Annotated in this window: 21 protein-coding genes, 1 tRNA gene and 1 other RNA gene; 9 read left to right on the top strand and 14 right to left on the bottom strand. The window is 55.9% G+C overall.

The window, feature by feature from the left end; all coding sequences use genetic code 11:
- The 4 genes from rsmH to rsmI form a co-directional block, all read right to left on the bottom strand.
- Positions 1 to 939, bottom strand: coding sequence for a 16S rRNA (cytosine(1402)-N(4))-methyltransferase RsmH (gene rsmH, locus ACY8FN_RS05555; protein ID WP_101320343.1), 939 nt, complete (start codon positions 937 to 939; stop codon positions 1 to 3).
- Positions 940 to 1398 (bottom strand): division/cell wall cluster transcriptional repressor MraZ, encoded by a 459-nt coding sequence (mraZ, locus tag ACY8FN_RS05550; protein ID WP_042058663.1) that lies wholly within the window; start codon positions 1396 to 1398, stop codon positions 940 to 942.
- Positions 1399 to 1827: 429 nt separating this feature from the next.
- An RNA gene (gene rnpB, locus ACY8FN_RS05545) (RNase P RNA component class A) lies at positions 1828 to 2214 on the bottom strand.
- 167 nt (positions 2215 to 2381) lie between these two features.
- Positions 2382 to 3215, bottom strand: a complete 834-nt coding sequence (gene rsmI, locus ACY8FN_RS05540; protein WP_042019593.1) for a 16S rRNA (cytidine(1402)-2'-O)-methyltransferase — start codon at positions 3213 to 3215, stop codon at positions 2382 to 2384.
- A 199-nt stretch (positions 3216 to 3414) separates the two neighbouring features.
- Between rsmI and ACY8FN_RS05535 the strand changes: the two genes are divergently transcribed.
- From ACY8FN_RS05535 to dolP, 4 genes are read left to right on the top strand one after another with little or no spacing between them, the layout of a single operon-like run.
- The gene (locus ACY8FN_RS05535; RefSeq protein ID WP_463099431.1) at positions 3415 to 5202 is read left to right on the top strand and encodes a penicillin-binding protein activator; all 1788 of its coding nucleotides are present in this window, start codon (positions 3415 to 3417) and stop codon (positions 5200 to 5202) included.
- On the top strand, positions 5144 to 5515 hold the full coding sequence (locus tag ACY8FN_RS05530; protein WP_463099430.1) for a YraN family protein: 372 nt from the start codon (positions 5144 to 5146) through the stop codon (positions 5513 to 5515). The genes ACY8FN_RS05535 and ACY8FN_RS05530 overlap by 59 nt, the downstream gene beginning before the upstream one ends.
- A 9-nt stretch (positions 5516 to 5524) precedes the next feature.
- Positions 5525 to 6115 carry a D-sedoheptulose-7-phosphate isomerase gene (locus ACY8FN_RS05525; protein WP_042019598.1) on the top strand — a complete coding sequence of 197 codons (591 nt, stop codon included), beginning with the start codon at positions 5525 to 5527 and terminating at the stop codon, positions 6113 to 6115.
- A gap of 4 nt (positions 6116 to 6119) precedes the next feature.
- On the top strand, positions 6120 to 6698 hold the full coding sequence (gene dolP / locus ACY8FN_RS05520; RefSeq protein ID WP_042019599.1) for a division/outer membrane stress-associated lipid-binding lipoprotein: 579 nt from the start codon (positions 6120 to 6122) through the stop codon (positions 6696 to 6698).
- 42 nt (positions 6699 to 6740) lie between these two features.
- Here dolP and ACY8FN_RS05515 read toward each other — a convergent pair whose 3' ends face one another.
- The 8 genes from ACY8FN_RS05515 to zapE form a co-directional block, all read right to left on the bottom strand.
- A complete protein-coding gene (locus ACY8FN_RS05515; protein WP_042019602.1) occupies positions 6741 to 7166 on the bottom strand; it encodes a ClpXP protease specificity-enhancing factor in 426 nt (141 codons plus the stop codon).
- Positions 7163 to 7792: a stringent starvation protein SspA gene (gene sspA, locus ACY8FN_RS05510; RefSeq protein ID WP_068978373.1), complete on the bottom strand. Its 630-nt coding sequence runs from the start codon at positions 7790 to 7792 to the stop codon at positions 7163 to 7165. Before sspA ends, ACY8FN_RS05515 begins: the two co-directional genes overlap by 4 nt.
- 87 nt (positions 7793 to 7879) lie before the next feature.
- Positions 7880 to 8614: a cytochrome c1 gene (locus tag ACY8FN_RS05505; protein ID WP_463099429.1), complete on the bottom strand. Its 735-nt coding sequence runs from the start codon at positions 8612 to 8614 to the stop codon at positions 7880 to 7882.
- The gene (locus ACY8FN_RS05500) at positions 8611 to 9828 is read right to left on the bottom strand and encodes a cytochrome b (RefSeq protein ID WP_463099428.1); all 1218 of its coding nucleotides are present in this window, start codon (positions 9826 to 9828) and stop codon (positions 8611 to 8613) included. The genes ACY8FN_RS05505 and ACY8FN_RS05500 overlap by 4 nt, the downstream gene beginning before the upstream one ends.
- A gap of 2 nt (positions 9829 to 9830) precedes the next feature.
- Positions 9831 to 10421: a ubiquinol-cytochrome c reductase iron-sulfur subunit gene (gene petA / locus ACY8FN_RS05495; protein WP_101326135.1), complete on the bottom strand. Its 591-nt coding sequence runs from the start codon at positions 10419 to 10421 to the stop codon at positions 9831 to 9833.
- Positions 10422 to 10716: 295 nt separating this feature from the next.
- On the bottom strand, positions 10717 to 11109 hold the full coding sequence (rpsI, locus tag ACY8FN_RS05490; RefSeq protein WP_042019610.1) for a 30S ribosomal protein S9: 393 nt from the start codon (positions 11107 to 11109) through the stop codon (positions 10717 to 10719).
- 15 nt (positions 11110 to 11124) lie between these two features.
- The gene (rplM, locus tag ACY8FN_RS05485) at positions 11125 to 11553 is read right to left on the bottom strand and encodes a 50S ribosomal protein L13 (protein ID WP_042019612.1); all 429 of its coding nucleotides are present in this window, start codon (positions 11551 to 11553) and stop codon (positions 11125 to 11127) included.
- Between the two features lie 266 nt (positions 11554 to 11819).
- The gene (zapE, locus tag ACY8FN_RS05480) at positions 11820 to 12914 is read right to left on the bottom strand and encodes a cell division protein ZapE (RefSeq protein ID WP_463099427.1); all 1095 of its coding nucleotides are present in this window, start codon (positions 12912 to 12914) and stop codon (positions 11820 to 11822) included.
- Positions 12915 to 13054: 140 nt separating this feature from the next.
- Between zapE and ACY8FN_RS05475 the strand changes: the two genes are divergently transcribed.
- From ACY8FN_RS05475 to ACY8FN_RS05460, 4 genes are all read left to right on the top strand, one after another.
- A complete protein-coding gene (locus ACY8FN_RS05475; protein WP_042019615.1) occupies positions 13055 to 13435 on the top strand; it encodes a Z-ring associated ZapG family protein in 381 nt (126 codons plus the stop codon).
- A gap of 81 nt (positions 13436 to 13516) precedes the next feature.
- Complete coding sequence (locus ACY8FN_RS05470; protein ID WP_101320274.1) at positions 13517 to 14878, top strand: Do family serine endopeptidase; 1362 nt, start codon at positions 13517 to 13519, stop codon at positions 14876 to 14878.
- A gap of 109 nt (positions 14879 to 14987) precedes the next feature.
- Positions 14988 to 16121 carry an outer membrane-stress sensor serine endopeptidase DegS gene (gene degS / locus ACY8FN_RS05465; protein WP_068978369.1) on the top strand — a complete coding sequence of 378 codons (1134 nt, stop codon included), beginning with the start codon at positions 14988 to 14990 and terminating at the stop codon, positions 16119 to 16121.
- A 380-nt stretch (positions 16122 to 16501) separates the two neighbouring features.
- On the top strand, positions 16502 to 17173 hold the full coding sequence (locus ACY8FN_RS05460; RefSeq protein ID WP_438579850.1) for a DUF6933 domain-containing protein: 672 nt from the start codon (positions 16502 to 16504) through the stop codon (positions 17171 to 17173).
- Between the two features lie 94 nt (positions 17174 to 17267).
- Here the strand turns inward: ACY8FN_RS05460 and ACY8FN_RS05455 are convergent.
- Positions 17268 to 17353: transfer RNA gene (locus ACY8FN_RS05455), tRNA-Leu, on the bottom strand.
- Between the two features lie 143 nt (positions 17354 to 17496).
- Between ACY8FN_RS05455 and ACY8FN_RS05450 the strand changes: the two genes are divergently transcribed.
- Positions 17497 to 18024, top strand: coding sequence for an RDD family protein (locus ACY8FN_RS05450; protein ID WP_139719142.1), 528 nt, complete (start codon positions 17497 to 17499; stop codon positions 18022 to 18024).
- Between the two features lie 84 nt (positions 18025 to 18108).
- Here the strand turns inward: ACY8FN_RS05450 and lptG are convergent, their stop codons facing one another.
- Positions 18109 to 19179: an LPS export ABC transporter permease LptG gene (lptG, locus tag ACY8FN_RS05445; protein WP_101326145.1), complete on the bottom strand. Its 1071-nt coding sequence runs from the start codon at positions 19177 to 19179 to the stop codon at positions 18109 to 18111.
- Positions 19180 to 19185: the final 6 nt, after the last annotated feature.

Below are 19185 nucleotides of genomic sequence, written 5' to 3'. Positions count from 1 at the left end.
TTACTCCGCCAACCGCTCTGCGACGCGCAGCACCGAGCTGCGCGAGCGGCTATTTTCAGACACTTCAGAGTCAGATGGCTTGAGCGCCTTACCCACCGCCTTCAATTTGCGACCGCCAGCCAGCTGGGCCTCGGTCAACGGAATACCGTAAGGCACTTCCGGCCCTTTTTCATGCTTGCGGATGAAGTGCTTCACCAGCCGGTCTTCCAGTGAATGGAAGCTGATCACCGACAGACGCCCTTGGGGTGCCAGCACCTCCAGCGCACCGTTGAGCGCGGTTTCAATCTCGTCCAGCTCGCTGTTGATATAGATGCGGATGGCCTGGAAGCTGCGGGTTGCAGCATGCTTGCCTTTTTCCTTGCTCGGGTTGACCCGGGCAATCATCTCCGCCAGCTGACGGGTACGCACGTAAGGTTCGGTAACGCGATCGTGGACGATGGCGCGGGCGATCTTCTTGGCAAAGCGCTCCTCACCGAAGGTCTTCAGCACCCAGGCGATGTCATCCACATCAGCCTTGGCCAGCCATTGGGCAGCGCTTTGGCCTGAGGTGGGGTCCATCCGCATATCGAGCGGACCATCTTTCATAAAGCTGAATCCGCGCTCGGCATCGTCCAGCTGGGGAGACGAAACCCCCAGATCCAGCAAAAAGCCATCCACCTTGCCCAGCAAGCCACGCTCATCAAGATAAGAGGCGATACCGGAGAAGGGACCATGGACGATTTCGAAACGGGGATCTTGGATCTTGGCCGCCTCGGCAATCGCCTGCGGATCGCGGTCGATGGCAATCAACCGGCCATTGGGGCCAAGGTGCTGCAGGATCAGACGAGAATGACCACCACGGCCAAAAGTACCATCGACGTAAACGCCGTCCGGCTTGATGTCCAGACCTGCGACGGCTTCGTGCAACAGCACTGTGATGTGTTCAGCGGCTTGGGTCATTTATAAAGAGAAATCCTGTAGTCGTGGTGAGCTTGCCCAATCGTCCCCGGGCAGACCCAAGATGTCGTCATTGACCTGTTGTTGCCAGCGGGCTTCATCCCACAGCTCAAATTTGTTGAGCTGGCCCACCAACATGATTTTCTTGTCCAGCCCCGCATGGTTGCGCAGTGGCTGGCTGAGCAGCAGACGGCCATTGCCATCCAGCTCGCATTCGGTTGCATGCCCCAGCAATAGCCGCTGCAAACGGCGCTCTTGCGGATTCATGCTGGAGAGAGTCTTGAGCTTGCGCTCAACCTCTTCCCATTCGTTCAGGGGATAAAGCAGCAGACAGGGATGGGCAATATCGATGGTGCAGACCAGCTGGCCGTCGCGCTCAGAGCGCAGCCAATCACGGAATTTGGTCGGAATAGCCAGCCGCCCTTTACTGTCCAGGCTGATGGCATGAGCGCCACGCAACAAATTGCAGTCCCTGAAGGTGAGTGAGCGAGCTGATTGCCCCTCTAAAAACCACTTTGATCCACTTTTCCCCACCATGAAGTTTAAGGACGTGGAAGGGGCTTTTCAAGCAAGGAGATGGGACAGAGAGAACATATTGACGCAGCATTTGGACACTGCTGGTTGAGTGGGTTGATTTTCCACAAGTTATTTGTGGTAAAACTCAGCGTATTTATTGCAATAAGTTAATGAAATACGTTGATAAGTAATCAATCGATACCACAAATCAGCGAGTCATCAGACAAATACTCGAAGCAAAATAAATATATCTCATTGATTTAACAAATTAATTGCCGATAAATTGCAAGAAAGCCCATTTCTTCGTTCAGCGCGGCCATATTCCTATATGCAAAAAAAGAGCCCTGCGATTAATCGCAGGGCTCTTCGGAATGAGGTCGGAGTTGGCCTGTAAGCCGGGTTCTGTACCGGGTTGCCCCGGGTAGCAATCATTCCTCTAGGCCAGCAATCACTCACTGGCTCAAGCAACCTACCCGCCCCCAACGCGGGCCGCGCCAATAGGGGCCTATTTGGTCTTGCTTCGGGTGGAGTTTACCGTGCCACGAACTGTTACCAGTCGCGCGGTGCGCTCTTACCGCACCCTTTCACCCTTACCTGATCCCTTGCGGGCCATCGGCGGTTTGCTCTCTGTTGCACTGGTCGTGGGCTCACGCCCCCCAGGCGTTACCTGGCACCCTGCCCTATGAAGCCCGGACTTTCCTCCCCTCCGCCCGTCTGTCCCGAGGGACACAACGACGAAGCAGCGATTGCCCAGCCAACTCCGAGGCGCGGATTATAGCCTTGCGATGCGGGCGGGGTAAACCGGCAATTCCTGTTTACAACGATTTATCGTGCTTCTATCGCACCTCAACTCTGACTTGAGAGCCTAAGTTTGCTGGCACGCTGGTTTGCACCGGTTAGAAAGCAGCCAGCAGGCACGATCACACGACTTAATAGTGCTCAAGGCCGTATTTGTAGAGGGCATTCTTCTTCACACCGTGGATCTCTGCGGTCAGGGCGGCAGCTTTTTTCAGTGGCAATTCGGTCACCAGTAGCCCTAACGTGCGGATCGCCTCAGCAGGGAGGTCCTCTTCATGCTTATTGGCCCCAGCCACCACCAACACGATCTCGCCGCGACAACGGTTATCATCCTCACCGAGCCAAGTAAGCATTTCAGAGGCTGGCAGACCGTGGATCGACTCAAAGGTCTTGGTCAGTTCGCGGCACACCACCACCTGACGTTCGCCGAGAATGCGAGCAATCGCTTCAACGGTATCCTGCACCCGACGCGGCGATTCGTAGAACACCAGCGAGCGGGTATCTTCGATAACAGCTTGCAGACGATCGTCACGGCCTTTGCTCTTGGCGGGCAGGAAGCCTTCGAAGGCAAAACGATCGGTGGGCAGACCGGCCGCGCTCAAGGCGGTAATGGCAGCGCAAGGGCCGGGCAGCGGCACCACCTTGACCCCTGCCTCGCGACAGCGGGTGACCAGGTGGTAACCGGGATCGCTGATGAGCGGGGTGCCAGCATCGGAGACCAGCGCAACACTCTTGCCCTCTTTGATCCGGCCGATCAGCACATCGGCCTTCTGCTGCTCGTTGTGATCGTGCAGGGCGAAGGTGGGCACCGAGATTTGGTAGTGACTGAGCAGGATACCGGTATGCCGGGTATCTTCGGCGGCCACCAGATCAACACTGCGTAAAATGTTCAATGCACGCTGGGTGATATCCGCCAAATTGCCGATCGGAGTGGGGACTATATACAGGGTTGGGATGTCACTCATGGGATCTCCGAGTGTCCCGACAATTGTGTCGCCATATTGGCCCGTTTACACTATGGCTAACTTCAACACTGGTCGGGGAATGAACTTGAACCGGGTTACAAAGCAGCTAAGTGTATCACGACTCTTCGGCATCATACTCGCGGCAGTACTGCTCGCCGCCTGTGCGTCGGAGCCCAATCAACCATCAGGGCAGTCAGGCATGCCCTCTGCGTTCTCCAATCTGACCAAGAATGCCCAGTGGTATCTTGAGCAGGTGGACCCGGCCAAGCCAGCCGAGGCCTTTACCTGGCAGATGCTGGCGGCACGCAGTTATCTGGCGCTGGGCCAGGCCAAACCGGCCTCGGCACTGTTCCAGCAATTGCAGAAGCAGGCCAAGGAGCCCGCCCAGAAGGCGCAGCTGCAACTGCTGCAAGCCCATCTGCTGCTGGCGCAGGGCCATGCCAATCAGGCGTTGATCCTGCTGGAAGGCAAACCCGAGGTAGTGCTGGATGCCGATACCCAGAAGGATTGGTATCGCCAGCGCGTGGTGCTGCAGCTCGACATCAACAACAAGTTTGGCGCAGCCAAGTCGTTGATTGCACTGGAGCCCTACCTCAATCAGAGCGAGCAGGCGACCAACCATCAGCAGATCTGGTCGTTGCTGAAAAGCATGACCCCCTCCACCCTGCAAGCGCTGGAAGAGGCTCAGGCACCTGACGTGACCACTGGCTGGCTGCGACTGGCGGCACTGGTCAACGAGTTCGGCGCCCAGCCAAACCTGCTGGCCCGTCAACTGGCAGGCTGGAAGCGTGACTTCCCAAACCACCCGGCCCAGAAAGATATGCCGGCAGGATTGGGCGATCTGGCTACCACTGCCAGTACCTCGGTGCAGCAGATTGCAGTGCTGCTGCCGCTCTCCGGTAACCTGGAACCGCAAGGATCTGCTATTCGCAACGGCATGCTGATGTCTTACAAAGAGAATCAGGGGCAATTCACCCTGAACTTCTACGACACCCAGAGCAAGGCGATCGGCGATCTTTACAAGCAGGCGATCCAGGAGGGGGCAGACATGATTATCGGCCCGCTGCTCAAAGATCGGGTCGAGGCGCTGCTGCAGGCCAATCCGACCGTACCTGTGCTGGCACTCAACGAGCTGGACAAGCCGATCGTCAACGACACCACTTACTACTTCTCCCTCTCAGCCGCTGCCGATGCTGCGCAGGCCGCCCAGTACCTCTACGCGCAAGGCTACCGCAAGCCATTGCTGATTGCCGCCCAGGGGCGGATCGGCTATAGCAGCATCAAGGCTTTCGAGCAGAGCTGGGCGACCCTGAGTCAGGATAAGCCGGTTGTTGCCACCTTTGGCGCCCGCAATGAAGTACAGGGAATGGTCAAAAACGCCCTGAGCGGTCGCTCGACTGCCCGTGCCGGTGAGGTGGTTCAGCTTTCCGACACCGCGCCACGCAGCATCGATGCCGTTTACATGGTGGCCAACAGCCTGGAAACCCGGATGATCAAGCCCTATGTGGATATCTCGGTCAATCCGATGGGTAGCCTGCCTATCTACAGCAGCTCCCGTGGCTACGACAGTGCAGCCACCGAAGTCGCATCCGAGCTGAATGGCATGCGGATCGGTGACATGCCGCTGCTGCTTGGCGGTTATGAAACCCAGCGCGAACAGATTGCGCTACTGTGGCCACAGATCCAGGGTGACCTGCTGCGGCTGTTTGCCATGGGTTACGATGCCGTGAGTCTGGCAGAAAACCTGCAACAGATGCGCAAGGTCGGTGGCATGCAACAGGCGGGCATGAGCGGCCAACTGAGCGTGGATACCCAGGGCAATATCGTGCGGATGCTGAGCTGGGCCACTTACCAGAACGGCAAGCTGGTCGATGAGAACGCTGTTCAGCAACTGGAGGAGCCATCCAGTGAAGGAGCTATGGAAACGGATGCGCCAGCAATTGCAGAGCCTGTTCCCCTCACCAACGAGCAAGGGACAGCACTTTGAGCTAGTGGCTGAACGCTGGTTGCAAGCACGCGGCCTGCAACCGGTAGCTCGCAACTATCGCTGTCGTGGCGGAGAGATAGACCTCATCATGCACCAGGGCCAGACCCTGGTGTTTGTTGAGGTGCGCTACCGGGCCACCGGCAGCCATGGCGGAGCCGCCAGCTCGGTCACCCGCGCAAAACAGCGCAAGATCGTGCTGGCAGCGCGCCACTATTTAAAGCAACATGCCATCAACGAGGCTCATCAGGCCTGCCGATTCGATGTGATCGCGTTCGAGGGTGACCAGCCAGACTGGATCCGGAACGCATTTTAAGAGGACCCTATGACTGACCGCATTAAAGAAAACTACACCGAAAGCATCCAGACCAAGATAGCTGCCGCCGAGGCGCTGCCGGATGCCATCCATACGGCAGCCCAGATGATCACCATCTGCCTGCTCAATGGCCACAAGGTGCTGGCATGCGGTAACGGTCCTTCTGCCGCACTGGCGCAGCTGTTTATCTCGGAGCTGGTCAACTGCTACGAAACCCAGCGCCCTTCCCTGCCCGGCATGGCGCTGACTGCCGATATGGCCACCATCAGTGCCATCGCCACCGATCACGGTTTTGAAGAGGTCTATGCCAAGCAGATCCGCGCACTGGGCCAACCAGGCGATATTCTGGTAGTGATCACCACCTCCGGCCACAGCCGCAGCCTGATCAAGGCCGCCGAGGCCGCCCTCTCCCGCGATATGACCATAGTGGTGCTGAGTGGTGGTGACGGTGGCGAGATGGCTGGTCTGCTTGGCCCGAACGATGTGGAGATCCGCGTGCCATCTGCCCGTCGGCCTCGCATTCTGGAAGTGAACCTGTTGACCCTGCACTGTCTCTGTGATCTCATCGATCAGACACTTTTCCCGCAACAGGAAGATTGAACCAATGAACAAGCAGATCCTCATTCTTGGCATCGTCGCTGGCTCGTTGCTGCTGCAAGGCTGCGCCGCTGTGGTAGTCGGCGGTGCCGCGGGGACCGCCAAGGTTTCCGGCGATCGTCGCACCATGAGTGCCCAGTGGGATGACCAGACCATAGAGTTGAAAGCCGCCAACCAGCTGGCCGACAACAAGCCAATGAGCGCCACCAGCAAGATCAGCGTCTACAGCAACAATGGCCGCGTCCTGCTGGTTGGCCAGACACCTTCTGACGTTTACAAGCTGGAGGCAGGCAAAATTGTCGGTCGTATCGAAGGGGTACGGCACGTCTACAACGAGCTGCGCCTCGGACAACCGGCCAGCCTGACCACCCGCAGTAATGACTCCTGGATCACCTCCAAGGTAAAAGCCGACATGTTCGGTACCAAGAATTTTGACAGCGCCAAGGTCAAAGTCGTTACTGAAAACAGTGAAGTATTCCTGATTGGGCTGGTAACCCGTCAAGAAGGGGAGCAAGCGGTAGAGATTGCCCGCCACGTTGATGGTGTGAAACGCGTCATCAAGGCATTCGAATTCGCCCAGAACTGAGCCAAACCGGCATAAAAAAACGCAGCCCATCGGCTGCGTTTTTTATTTGATCACTGTCAGGGTCGGACGACCGCTTGGACGCGGCGGTTCCGGCTCTGGCTCCACCGGAGCCTCGGCCTGCTCCAGCCAAATATCATAACCAGGTTCGGGCGGGAACATAGTGCCAACGCCGTTCTCCCGGGCATGAATGGCCAACACAGCCGCCATCGGGATATAAACCTGCTGGGATACACCGCCAAAGCGGGCGCTGAAGCTGATGGCATCATTGTCCATGTGAAATTGCATCACGGCACGAGGCGCGATATTCAGCACAATCTGCCCATCCTGGGCAAACTGCATCGGCACCATCACATGGGGCAGGTTGACGTTGACCACCAGATGGGGGGTCAGGTCATTGTCCAGCAACCAGTCAAAGAACGCCCGCAATAGATAGGGGCGGCTCGGGGTCATTGTTGGCTCGCTACTCATACGCCAGAACGGATCTCGCGTTCAGCTTCGGTCAGGGACGCCTGGAAGGATTCACGTTCGAACAGACGAACCATGTAAGCCTTCAGCTCTTTGGCACCACGACCGGTGAGGTCAATCCCCAGACTCGGCAAACGCCACAACAGCGGCGCCATGTAGCAATCCACCAGACCGAACTCTTCGCTCATGAAATAAGGCATTTCGCCAAAGATCGGGGCGATGGCCAGCAGATTGTCACGCAGTTCGTTGCGCGCAGCATCGGCATCAGTTCCAGCCATGACCTTGTCAGCCAGGGAGTACCAGTCCAGCTCGATGCGATGCATCATCAGACGGCTGTTACCACGGGCAACCGGATAAACCGGCATCAGGGGCGGATGCGGGAAGCGTTCGTCCAGATACTCCATGATGATGCGTGAGGTATAAAGAGCAAGCTCACGATCCACCAGGGTCGGTACAGTGTTGTACGGGTTCAGCTCGGCCAGCTCATCCGGCAGGTTAGCTGGGTCAACCTGGCAGATATCCACGCTAACACCCTTCTCCGCCAGGACAATACGCACCTGATGGCTGAACATATCGTTGGCACCGGAAAACAGCGTCATTACCGAACGCTTATTGGCAGCTACAGCCATTGAACCCTCCCGTCATTAAAAAGCAGAAACGGCAATGAAGCATCTTGGTCTTCATTGCCGTGCATTATATTACCCACTTCTGGTCGCTTAGTGAACGTCGCGCCAGAATTCCTTCTTCAACAGCACAGTGAAGATGAAGAAGATTACGATGAAGCCAAGTACCCAGAAGCCCATACGTTCACGCTCCTGTTGTACCGGTTCAGCCGAGTAGACCAAGAAGTTTACCAGATCCAGCACCGTCTTATCATACTCTTCATCATTCATTTCGCCATTACCGTCAGATTTGATACTGACAACCTGCTGGGTTTCCACCCCATCGACCGTGTGGGTCACGAACTCTGCCCGCGGAGTACCCTGCAGCGGCTCCAGCACATGGGGCATCCCTACGGACGGGAAAACTGCGTTGTTCACGCCAAATGGGCGAGTCGGGTCCACATAGAAAGAACGCAGATAGGTATAGATCCAGTCTGCACCACGCACCCTAGCAACCAAGGTCAGATCAGGGGGCGGCGCACCGAACCACTTGGCAGCATCCTTCTCTGGCATGGAGATCTTCATTAACTCACCGATTTTGGCACCGGTGAAAACAAGATTTTCCCTCATCAACTCTTCCGGAATATCCAGATCCTCTGCAACCCGGTTGTAACGCTGATACTGCGTCGAGTGGCAACCAGCACAGTAGTTCATGAAGGTTGTCACACCGCGCTGTAAGGAGGCCTTATCACTCAAGTCGTATTCAGCCTTGTCCAGATGCACTGCCCCTGTATTGGCAAACACCAGTGACGGCAGCAGGGTCAGCACCGCAAATATGATTCTTTTCATTTGAATGTAACCCTCTCCGGCAACGGCTTGGTGCTTTCGTTCTTGCTATAGAAGAACAGCAGGACAAAGAACCCGAAATAACCCAAGGTACAAATTTGGGCAATCAGCGTCAGCGTCGGCGTCGACGGCAGCACCCCGAGGATCCCCAGAATCACGAAGCAAACCACAAACTGGGCGATGTTCAGCTTGTGCAGCTTGCTGCGATAACGCACCGAACGCACCTTGCAGCGATCCAGCCAAGGCAGCAGAAACAGCACCACAATGGAAAGTCCCATCATGACGACACCCAGCAATTTGTCCGGTACCGCCCGCAAAATGGCGTAGAACGGCGTGAAATACCACACTGGTGCAATGTGTGCCGGGGTCTTCAGCCCATTGGCCACTTCAAAGTTAGGCTTCTCGAGGAAGTATCCCCACATATCCGGCTTGAAGAAGATAACGGCGCAGAACAAGAACAGGAAACCTGCCACGCCAATCATGTCCTTCACAGTGAAGTAAGGGTGGAATGCCACCGCATCCAACGGCCAGCCTTTCGCATCCTTATGCTTCTTGATGTCGATGCCATCCGGGTTGTTGGAACCCACCTCATGCAGCGCCAGAATATGCATGGCAACCAGCATCACCAACACCAGCGGCAACGCGATGACGTGCAGCGCAAAGAAGCGGTTCAGGGTCGCACCAGAAATGACATAGTCACCACGGATCCACAGGGTCAGATCGTCACCGATGACCGGAATGGCACCAAACAGCGAGATGATAACCTGGGCGCCCCAGAAGGACATTTGCCCCCAGGGCAGCAGATAGCCCATGAAGGCTTCCGCCATCAGCACCAGGAAGATCAGCATGCCGAAGATCCAGAGCAGTTCACGAGGCTTCTGATATGAGCCATAAATCATGCCGCGAAACATGTGCATGTAAACCACAACAAAGAAGGCAGAGGCACCAGTGGAGTGCATATAACGCAACAGCCAACCGTACTCCACATCCCGCATGATGTACTCAACCGAAGCAAATGCGCCCTCGGCGGAAGGGTTGTAGTTCATGGTCAGCCAGATGCCGGTGATGATCTGGTTGACCAGCACCAACATCGCCAGGGAGCCAAAAAAGTACCAGAAGTTCAGGTTTTTCGGTGCCGGGTACTTGGCCATGTGATCGTTGTACATGGCAGTGAGCGGGAAGCGGTAGTCGATCCAGCCCATCAGTTTACTCAACATGGTCAGGCCTCCTTGCCATCGGCACCGACCAGAATGGTGGTGTCGCTAAGATATTGGTACGGTGGAATGACCAGGTTCAATGGTGCAGGCACCCCCTGGAACACACGACCAGCCATGTCGAATTTGGAGCCGTGGCACGGGCAGAAAAAGCCGGATGTGACTCCCTTTACCTGCTCGCCAAAGTTATCCGGCAAATACGAGGGTGAACACCCCAGGTGGGTGCAAATACCCACAGCGACAAAAATTTCGGGCTTGATGGATCGATAGCCGTTATGGGCATAGTCAGGTTGCTGTGGCTCTTCAGATGAAGGATCCCGCAATTGGCCATCGTGGGTCGCCAGCGCATCCAGTGTCTGCTTGGTACGCTTCACCACCCAAACCGGTTTACCTCGCCACTCGACACGGATGAGCTGGCCCGGTTCCAACTTGCTGATATCGACTTCAACCGGTGCACCGGCTGCTTTGGCCTTGGCACTCGGATTCCATGATTTAATAAACGGCACTGCGGTAAACGCAGCTCCCACCCCGCCAACGGCAACCGTTGACCAGGTAAGAAATCTGCGGCGACCGGTATCAACTGGCGCATTGCTCATCCAAAAACTCTCCCATGTGGACTCCGCACATTCTTATAGTGTCCCTGTTCCCCATTTTTCCTGTGACAACAGCGGCGGAAGCTGGATTTACAATCGCCACAGAAAACAGGGTAAATTTTAAAGAAAATATAACAAGTTGACAAGAAAGAGAGGTGTGCAATGAAAACAATAAAGAAACAAATTTTTGTCTTTTGTGACGCGTGGTTAGCATTGATGTCGGTAATTTTACCAATAAAAAAAGCCTGGCAATTGCCAGGCTTTTTTGACACTCGAAAGAGCGAGTACCAGCAGCGAATTAACGCTTGGAGTACTGCGGACGCTTACGAGCTTTGTGCAGACCAACTTTCTTACGCTCAACCTTACGGGCATCACGAGTAACAAAGCCAGCTTTGCGCAGTTCGGCACGCAGGGTTTCGTCGTACTGCATCAGAGCACGAGTAATACCGTGGCGGATCGCACCAGCTTGACCAGAGATGCCACCACCGTTAACGGTGATGTACAGATCCAGTTTCTCGGTCATCTCAACCAGTTCCAGCGGCTGACGAACTACCATACGGGCAGTCGGACGGCCAAAGTATTGCTCCAGGGAGCGCTGGTTGATGATGATTTTACCGCTACCCGCTTTGATAAATACGCGAGCAGTGGAGCTTTTGCGACGGCCGGTACCGTAGTATTGATTTTCTGCCATGTTGCCAGTTCCCGATTAGATATCCAGTACTTGAGGTTGCTGAGCAGCATGAGCATGCTCGGCGCCTGCGTAAACTTTCAGTTTACGGAACATGGCACGGCCCAGAGGACCCTTCGGCAGCATACCTTTGATAGCAGCTTCGATTACCATTTCCGGCTTACGCTTGATCAGCTTGTCGAAGCTGATTGACTTGATACCACCCGGGAAACCGGAGTGAGAATGGTAGATTTTGTCGGTAAATTTCTTACCGGTTACATGTACCTTCTCAGCGTTTACAACGATGATGTAATCACCGGTGTCAACGTGCGGAGTATATTCAGCTTTGTGCTTACCACGCAGACGAGAAGCGATCTCGGTTGCGATACGACCCAGAGTTTTACCCTCTGCGTCCACAATGTACCAGTCACGTTTTACGGTTTCTGGCTTGGCAACGAAAGTTTTCATTAAGTTAAACCCAATTACCTGTTACAGACCCAATTGCTTATGGGGGCTCTCCCACAAACAACAAACGATGGCCTACCTGTACCCCTTCGAATACAAGTAAAGCTTAAAGTGTCGCTGTCTTATCGACAGCTGTAACGTGGGCCGGGCGATTATAAGTGAAGTTGCCTTAAATATCACCTGCTAATTTCACTGCCATGACACTAGCAAATCTCGCCCAGCCCTACCTGCCGCAGATGCCCATCCGACTGGCAGGCGCGGTATTGTGACTAAGGAAGGTGCTCTCTGGCAAGGTATTCGTGCGATTGCATTTCCTGAAGCCGCGAAAGACAGCGTTTGAATTCGAAATTCAGCAGCCCTTCGCCGTAGAGTTCTGTCATGGGAACCGCCGCCGACATGATGAGTTTAACGTGCCGTTCGTAGAACTCGTCGACCATAGCAATAAAGCGGCGGGCCGCGTCATCCGTGCCATTCCCCATTGGCTGCACATTGGCCAGCAGGACGGTATGAAACAGTCTGGCCAGCTCGATATAGTCGTTCTGGGAACGGGGAGTACAACAAAGTTGCTCGAACTCCATGTAGATCACCCCTTCCCCCATCCCCAGTGACGTCAACTGACGATGATTGATCTCCACACTCCCCTCGCGGGCCTCGTTTCCACCGGTTAATTGCTGGAAATAGTGGTCAAGATTGCTTTTCGCCCGCACATCCAGCGGACAGTGATAAATCTCGGCTTGCTCCAGCGTGCGCAAGCGATAATCGACGCCACCATCCACGTTAAGTATTTCGCAATGGCGCTCGATAAGCGCGATAGCCGGCAGAAAACGGGCTCGCTGCAGCCCGTTGCGATAGAGATCCTGCGGCGGAATATTTGAGGTGGCAACCAGCACCACACCATGGCAAAACAGCTCCTGAAACAGGGTGCCCAGCAACATGGCATCGGTGATGTCGGAGACAAAAAATTCGTCGAAACAGATGATGTCTGTCTCGCTGGCAAGCTTGCTGGCGACCAGTTTGAGCGGATCAGGTTGGCCGCTCAACCCCTGCAGTTCATCATGGATGCGATGCATGAAACGGTGGAAATGGCTGCGCATCTTGCGCCCCCCCGGCAGGCTGTCGAAAAAAGTATCCATCAGCCAGGTCTTGCCTCTGCCCACTCCACCCCACATATAGATACCAAGGACAGGCTCCGGTGGCGTGGGCTTTTGCAACCAGCCAAACAGCCTCCTGGATCTGGTCGGAGTCGGGCTGCGCTGCAAATCCTGATACAGTCGCTCCAGCCTGCTGATCGCCATCCCCTGCGCGGGGTCGGCCACAAAGCCGGGGCGCAGCAGATCCTGCTGGTATTTTTCCTGCGGTGTCATCCCTGAACGCCTCTCCAAGTCCCTGAATAGAGGACAAAATGGTATCACGGCCTCAGGACGCACGGTATAGTGCCATCAAGGCATGGCGGTTTTGCCAACCGCATAAACCCATACTGTTTTAGCTGTAACAAGGAGCATCTATGAGTCTGTTAACTGGGATCCTGCTGGCTGTCGCGGCCTTGATTATCGGTATCATCCTCGGTCGTTTTTCAGTGCGTAGCCGGGATGCCGGTCGCCTGGAGCAGGAGCTGAAAAAGGCCCACAAGGAGCTCGAAAGTTACCAGGGCCAAATCAATACCCACTTCGCCGATAGCGCCGCGCTGATGGAACAACTTGCCGAGCAATATCAGAGCCTCTATCGCCACATGGCAGAGCAGAGCAAATTCCTGGCCAAAGCACAGGAACCGCTATTTCGTGAGTCGCTGGTAGAAGAAACTCCGGCAAAAGTAGTCGACGAGCCAAGTATTCCGCCTCGTGACTATGCGGGTGCCTCTTCCGGGCTGCTCAAACAACCAAACTAGTTCCTCGAGGAACTAATCGGCTACTCCCGTGGTCTGACCTTGACGATTGCAACGCAACTTTTTCTGGGAGCTGTTTTTCATATGCGTAAACCTCTTTCCTTGCTCAGTGTGCTAGCCCTCAGTGTCGGTATCGCCATGTCTGCGGCTCCTGCACAGGCTGCTCTGCCTTCCCTGTTAGGTTCAAATCAGGAGATGCCAAGCTTGGCGCCTGTTCTCGAACAGGTCACACCGGCGGTGGTCAATATCTCGGTCTCTGGCAAAAAAATTACCCGCCAACGCCTGCCGGAACAGTTCAAATTCTTCTTCGGCCCCAACATGCCCGATGAGCAGGTGAGCGAACAGCCGTTCCAGGCGCTGGGCTCAGGTGTCATCGTCGATGCCAAGAAAGGTTATGTGATCACTAACGCCCACGTGGTTCACGAAGCGGACGAGATCAAGGTCAACCTCAAGGATGGTCGTGAATATGCGGCCAAGAAGATCGGTGAAGACAAGCAGTCCGATATCGCCCTGCTGCAAATCAAGGCCGAGGATCTGGTGCAGATCAAGTTTGCCGACTCAGACGAACTGCGGGTCGGTGACTATGCCCTGGCGATCGGCAATCCCTTTGGTCTGGGTCAGACCGTGACCTCGGGGATCGTCAGCGCACTGGGCCGTAGCGGCCTCAACATCGAAAATCTGGAGAACTTCATCCAGACCGATGCGGCCATCAACTCCGGTAACTCGGGCGGTGCCCTGCTCAACCTGCGTGGCGAGCTGATCGGTATCAACACCGCTATCCTGGGCCCTAACGGCGGCAACATCGGCATCGGCTTTGCCATCCCGTCAAATATGGTGCGGGATCTCACCGAGCAGATCGTCAAGTTCGGCGAAGTACGGCGTGGCCAGTTGGGCATTACCGGCACCGAGTTGACCTCCGACATCGCTAAAACCTTCGGCTACAACAAGAAGGATGGCGCCTTCGTTAATCAGGTCATGCCCGGATCATCGGCAGATAAAGCCGGGATCAAGGCGGGTGACATCATCATCAGCATCGATGGTAAAGCGGTTCGCTCCTTCGGGGAGTTGCGTGCCAAGATCGCCACCATGGGCGCTGGCAAGCAAGTCGAGCTGGGCCTGATCCGCGACGGCAAGGCACAGAGTGTCAAGGTGACCCTGAAACAGGCCGATGACACTGAAGTGCGTGCCAGCGCGCTCCACCCGGCACTGGAAGGGGCCAAGCTCAGCACCACCACTGACCCGGTCTCCGGCGTTGCGGTGACAGACATTGATCCCCGCTCACCTGCCGCCGCCTCCGGCTTGCAGAAAGGCGATATCATCATCGGAGTGAACCGCTTGCGCATCAACGCTCTGGGCGATCTGACCAAGGCGCTGAAGAACAAGCCTGACGTGCTGGCGCTGAACATCCAGCGTGGTGACTCCTCGCTCTATCTGGTGATCCGCTAGCACTCTGGTTGTTCGCCAACTCCTCCATCACCCGCGGCCTTCACCGCGGGTGATTTTTATCCATCGATAGTGTTATTCTCTGCCCGCTGCCTGTCCGGATGAGAATCAAATGAAAATCCCCCCTTTAGTCAGTTACTTGGGCAAGTCTGTCGGTTTTGGTTTGACCGTCGCTGCGCTGCTGTTGCTGCTGTTTCCCCATTTTCGCGGTGGTGCCCAACTGCCCGGCATCATCACCAATGCCCGTGAATTAAGCTTCTCTTACGCCGCCCATCGGGCAGGTCCAGCCGTCGTTAACATCTATACTCGCAGCTTTGCCCCCAATCAGGGCAATCAGGGAGAGCTGCGCCCACAGGGGCTGGGGTCCGGCGTCATCATGAACCAGCGCGGCTATGTGCTGACCAACTACCACGTCATTGCCGATGCCGATCAGGTCATAGTGGCACTGCAAGATGGCAGGGTGTTCAGCGCCGAACTGGTCGGCACCGATCAGCTCACCGATCTCGCGGTGCTCTATATCGAATCAGATGACCTGCCGGTGATCCCGCAAGACCCGGAACGGCTGCCAGAAGTGGGGGATGTGGTGCTCGCCATCGGTAATCCCTATAACGTCGGCCAGACCATTACCCAAGGCATCATCAGCGCCACCGGCCGTACCGGCCTCTCCAGCATGGGCCCAGACAGCAATGGCCGTCAGGACCTGCTGCAAACCGATGCAGCCATCAACGAGGGGAACTCGGGTGGCGCCTTGGTCAACGGCCGTGGCGATCTGGTGGGCATCAACACCGCCACCTATCACCTCAACGGTAATCAGGAGAGCTACGGCATCAGCTTCGCCATCCCCTACCGGCTGGCGAAACGGATCATGGATGAGCTGATCGCCAACGGCCGGGTGATCCGCGGTTATCTCGGGGTCTCCAGCGTCGAGATCAACCCAATCGTCGCGCGGATGATGAACCTCGGCGACCTGCGCGGTCTGGTGGTTGAAAGTCTGGATCCCAACGGCCCTGCGGCCAAAGGTGGTCTGCAGCGAGGGGATGTGCTGCTCAAGATCGATGGAGAAGCCATCAACGGCGTGCGCAGTGCCATGGACAAGATTGTCGAAAGTCGCCCCGGTACCAAACTGACTATCTCGGTATTCCGCTCCGGCAAGCCACTGGAGGTCGTGGTCACCATAGAAGAAGACCTGCGCTATCAGCAAAAGCTACAAAATAAAACCGCCCCGAGTGGGGCGACCGCCAGCTGATATTACCGCTCCACTCACCCTCACCAGGGCGGGCTACCGCCCTTGGTCATTTTGCCTCCCCTCATCCCGTGCAACGCCGCACACCGCGCATCAATCATTACCCGGCAGCACCCCACTGCAGGGGGAGTGCCATGGACCACATTAACCCCACATCAATACACACCTGCTTACCTTTATCCTCGTCGCGAGTCACGCTGCAACTATGCGCCCCGTTGCAGTGGAAAACAGCCTTTTCGGCAGAGGCTTGAAATTGAACAGAAGCAGACTGTAGGCTAACCCGCTGACATATGTCTCTGATCTTATGCCAGATAGAGAAACAGCCACACCTGTAACACAATAATGTCGAGAAGATCGTCGCAGCTGCATGAGGGGAGTTATCTATGTTGTTATTTCATTGTTCGCAAGCGGCAGCTGAAGGCTTGAGTATCACCCGTAAAGGCAAGAGAGAGAGCTGGATCAGCCCAGCCCCCTCGCCCACAGTCCTGAACGACGTGAACGCTATGCACTGGCATTTACATCAAGTCACCATTGCTCGTCAGCGGGTGTGGGTTGCAATGGAGCAGCAGAGTCGCTTTGCCATGGTGCTGTGGGGATTTAAAAAAGGCGAAGGAGAAACACTACTTCACTGCTTTTACGAGCGATTGATCAACCATTTGATATGGTCGTTGACCGACCTGGAGCTAATGAACGATCAGCAGGCTGAACAACTGCTGCCGCCGTTGCTGGAGCAATTGAGCCCATTTCACTTTGTGACGGGGTCAGACCGCAGCGTTCAGGCCCATATCACTGATGTCGTACAGGTTTGCCGGATAGCGGTAAGCGAGCAAGGTTGCCTGCCCAATAATCAGGAACAAGCTGCAGATTTTGACCAGCGCCTGAACCAGACACCACGCACGGTGCGTGGCGGCCCTTACCTTTTTCCTGATGAACGCCTGCTGTGTGACCTACTGGAACGCTTGGCGGGGCATCATCACGTCAGCACCGATGCGGCCAAGGCTGCGTTGACAACCGCCCGTCGCGCCTATTTCGCGGACATTAGCGGGGCCCGTTAAGGGCTGTCTGAAAAAATCAAGATAACAAAAAACCCGCGAAGCTTTACGCTATGCGGGTTTCTGGTCTGCCGTGGTACGGCATGAAACTGTAATATGGTGCCCGGGGTCGGACTCGAACCGACACGATTATTCATCGGCGGATTTTGAATCCGCTGCGTCTACCGATTTCGCCACCCGGGCAACTGCGAGGGATTATACGAATGGCGCGATGCCATGCAAGGGGTTTTTCTATTGAATACGCTCGTTTGCTCATTTATTCAACGCCTTGCCGATACGGGGCCAGTTACATAGAATGCCGCCATCATCTTAATGGAATAAAAACGATGGCCAAGCCTAAACAAGTCCAACAAAAATCCCCCACACTCCCCCGATACCCGTCGGCCACTCTGCTGCGACGAATTGGCGCGCTGATCTATGATGCGCTGGTCGTGACCTCCCTGCTCATCATCGCCGGTTTTATCGGGATGGCAGTGGCAAAACTGCTGCTGGTCAGCGGGTTGGCCAGCGTCCCGGCTGGCGAAGATACGGTCTGGTTGCTGACCCGCCACCCCCTGAGCCTGATCTATACCCTCTGGCTCGCCTTCGTTGTCTGCGGTTTCTACACCTGGTTCTGGACCCGCGCTGGCCAAACCATTGGCATGCGCGCCTGGCGCCTGCGTATTCAGAACGAGGATGGCAGCCATATCCGTGTCACCCAGGCGCTGATCCGCCTTGCCACCGCAGCCTTTGGGCTGGGTAACCTGATGTGCCTGTTCAACCGCAAGCAACCTCGCGCCTTCCAGGATATCTGGGCCGAGTGCGAGGTCATTGTGTTGAGCAAGCAAGAGAATCTGGAGATGCTAAACAAGTAATCCCGAATCAATGTAGCAACGTAAGCAATGTAGCAACGAAAGAGGGCACCAACAGGTGCCCTCTTTGCATGGCCGCGTCACGGCTTACTGCTTGCGACTGAGAATGTAGAAAGAGATACCGCCAAACAGCAGGCTGGGGGCAACGGCAGCCAGGATCGGCGGCACCGCGTAGACCAGACTGACGGGACCAAATACCCGATCGCTGACATAGACGGCGAAGCCGGTCATGATCCCCATCAGCATCCTCGCCCCCATGCTCACCGAGCGCAACGGGCCGAAGATGAAGGAAGAGGCCAGCAGGATCATCGCCACCACCGAGAGCGGTGACAGCAGCTTGCGCCACATCTCCAGCTTGTAACGACCGGCATCTTGCTTGTTGGCGTCCAGATAACCTATGTAGTCACGCAGACCTGAGACCGAGAGATTTTCAGGGTCGATACTCACCACCCCCAGCTGTTTTGGGGTCAGCTCGGAGTTCCACTCCATCTGGGCATGCTGCTCGCTGTTGATCTGCGCAGGGTCGTCGAAGCGAGTGACCAAGGTCTGTTTGAGCAACCAGTGGTGCTGATCAAACACCCCTTCTTGCGCCTGTACCACATCAATCAACTTGCGCTCGGGGGTAAAGCGATAGAGGGTGATGCCGGTCAGAGCACCATCATTGCGCACCCCGTTGATATTGACGAAGTTGTTGCCATCGCGAGCCCACACCCCGTAGGCGGAGACCGTCAATCGCCCCTCGGAGATGGCACCGGCACGGATATCATCCGCCATCCGCTTGGCGATAGGAGCCACGTACTCACCCATCAACCCCACCAGCAGCATCAGCGGAATAGCAGTCTTGAGCGCGGCCATCACGATACTGATCTTGGAGCGGCCCGCCGCCTGCATCACTACCAGCTCGGAGCTGGTCGCCAGCTGGCCTAAACCGATCAGGCCGCCAAGCAGCGCCGCCAGCGGGAAGAACAGCACCGCCTCCTTGGGCATGGAGAGCAGCACATAGTAGAGGGCATTTACCATGTCATAGTTGCCCTCCCCGACCGACTTGAGCTGCTCCACATACTTGATGAGCGCAGCCAGACCAACCAGGGTGATTTCACACAGCAGGATCGACATGAAAATGACCCTACCGATATATCTGTCGAGAATGCCAAACATCAGCAG

The organism is Aeromonas sp. 160P (assembly GCF_055193095.1).
The sequence above is the reverse complement of the archived record's forward strand: the minus strand, read 5'-3'. Positions and strand labels throughout refer to the sequence as shown.

Bases quoted from the DNA above. Each gene is read 5' to 3' on its own strand.
- rsmH (WP_101320343.1), bottom strand. From the start codon at position 939: ATGACCCAAGCCGCTGAACACATCACAGTGCTGTTGCACGAAGCCGTC.
- rsmI (WP_042019593.1), bottom strand. From the start codon at position 3,215: ATGAGTGACATCCCAACCCTGTATATAGTCCCCACTCCGATCGGCAAT.
- ACY8FN_RS05535 (WP_463099431.1), top strand. From the start codon at position 3,415: ATGCCCTCTGCGTTCTCCAATCTGACCAAGAATGCCCAGTGGTATCTT.
- ACY8FN_RS05530 (WP_463099430.1), top strand. From the start codon at position 5,144: ATGCGCCAGCAATTGCAGAGCCTGTTCCCCTCACCAACGAGCAAGGGA.
- ACY8FN_RS05525 (WP_042019598.1), top strand. From the start codon at position 5,525: ATGACTGACCGCATTAAAGAAAACTACACCGAAAGCATCCAGACCAAG.
- dolP (WP_042019599.1), top strand. From the start codon at position 6,120: ATGAACAAGCAGATCCTCATTCTTGGCATCGTCGCTGGCTCGTTGCTG.
- ACY8FN_RS05515 (WP_042019602.1), bottom strand. From the start codon at position 7,166: ATGAGTAGCGAGCCAACAATGACCCCGAGCCGCCCCTATCTATTGCGG.
- sspA (WP_068978373.1), bottom strand. From the start codon at position 7,792: ATGGCTGTAGCTGCCAATAAGCGTTCGGTAATGACGCTGTTTTCCGGT.
- ACY8FN_RS05505 (WP_463099429.1), bottom strand. From the start codon at position 8,614: ATGAAAAGAATCATATTTGCGGTGCTGACCCTGCTGCCGTCACTGGTG.
- ACY8FN_RS05500 (WP_463099428.1), bottom strand. From the start codon at position 9,828: ATGTTGAGTAAACTGATGGGCTGGATCGACTACCGCTTCCCGCTCACT.
- petA (WP_101326135.1), bottom strand. From the start codon at position 10,421: ATGAGCAATGCGCCAGTTGATACCGGTCGCCGCAGATTTCTTACCTGG.
- rpsI (WP_042019610.1), bottom strand. From the start codon at position 11,109: ATGGCAGAAAATCAATACTACGGTACCGGCCGTCGCAAAAGCTCCACT.
- rplM (WP_042019612.1), bottom strand. From the start codon at position 11,553: ATGAAAACTTTCGTTGCCAAGCCAGAAACCGTAAAACGTGACTGGTAC.
- zapE (WP_463099427.1), bottom strand. From the start codon at position 12,914: ATGACACCGCAGGAAAAATACCAGCAGGATCTGCTGCGCCCCGGCTTT.
- ACY8FN_RS05475 (WP_042019615.1), top strand. From the start codon at position 13,055: ATGAGTCTGTTAACTGGGATCCTGCTGGCTGTCGCGGCCTTGATTATC.
- ACY8FN_RS05470 (WP_101320274.1), top strand. From the start codon at position 13,517: ATGCGTAAACCTCTTTCCTTGCTCAGTGTGCTAGCCCTCAGTGTCGGT.
- degS (WP_068978369.1), top strand. From the start codon at position 14,988: ATGAAAATCCCCCCTTTAGTCAGTTACTTGGGCAAGTCTGTCGGTTTT.
- ACY8FN_RS05460 (WP_438579850.1), top strand. From the start codon at position 16,502: ATGTTGTTATTTCATTGTTCGCAAGCGGCAGCTGAAGGCTTGAGTATC.
- ACY8FN_RS05450 (WP_139719142.1), top strand. From the start codon at position 17,497: ATGGCCAAGCCTAAACAAGTCCAACAAAAATCCCCCACACTCCCCCGA.
- lptG (WP_101326145.1), bottom strand. From the start codon at position 19,179: ATGTTTGGCATTCTCGACAGATATATCGGTAGGGTCATTTTCATGTCG.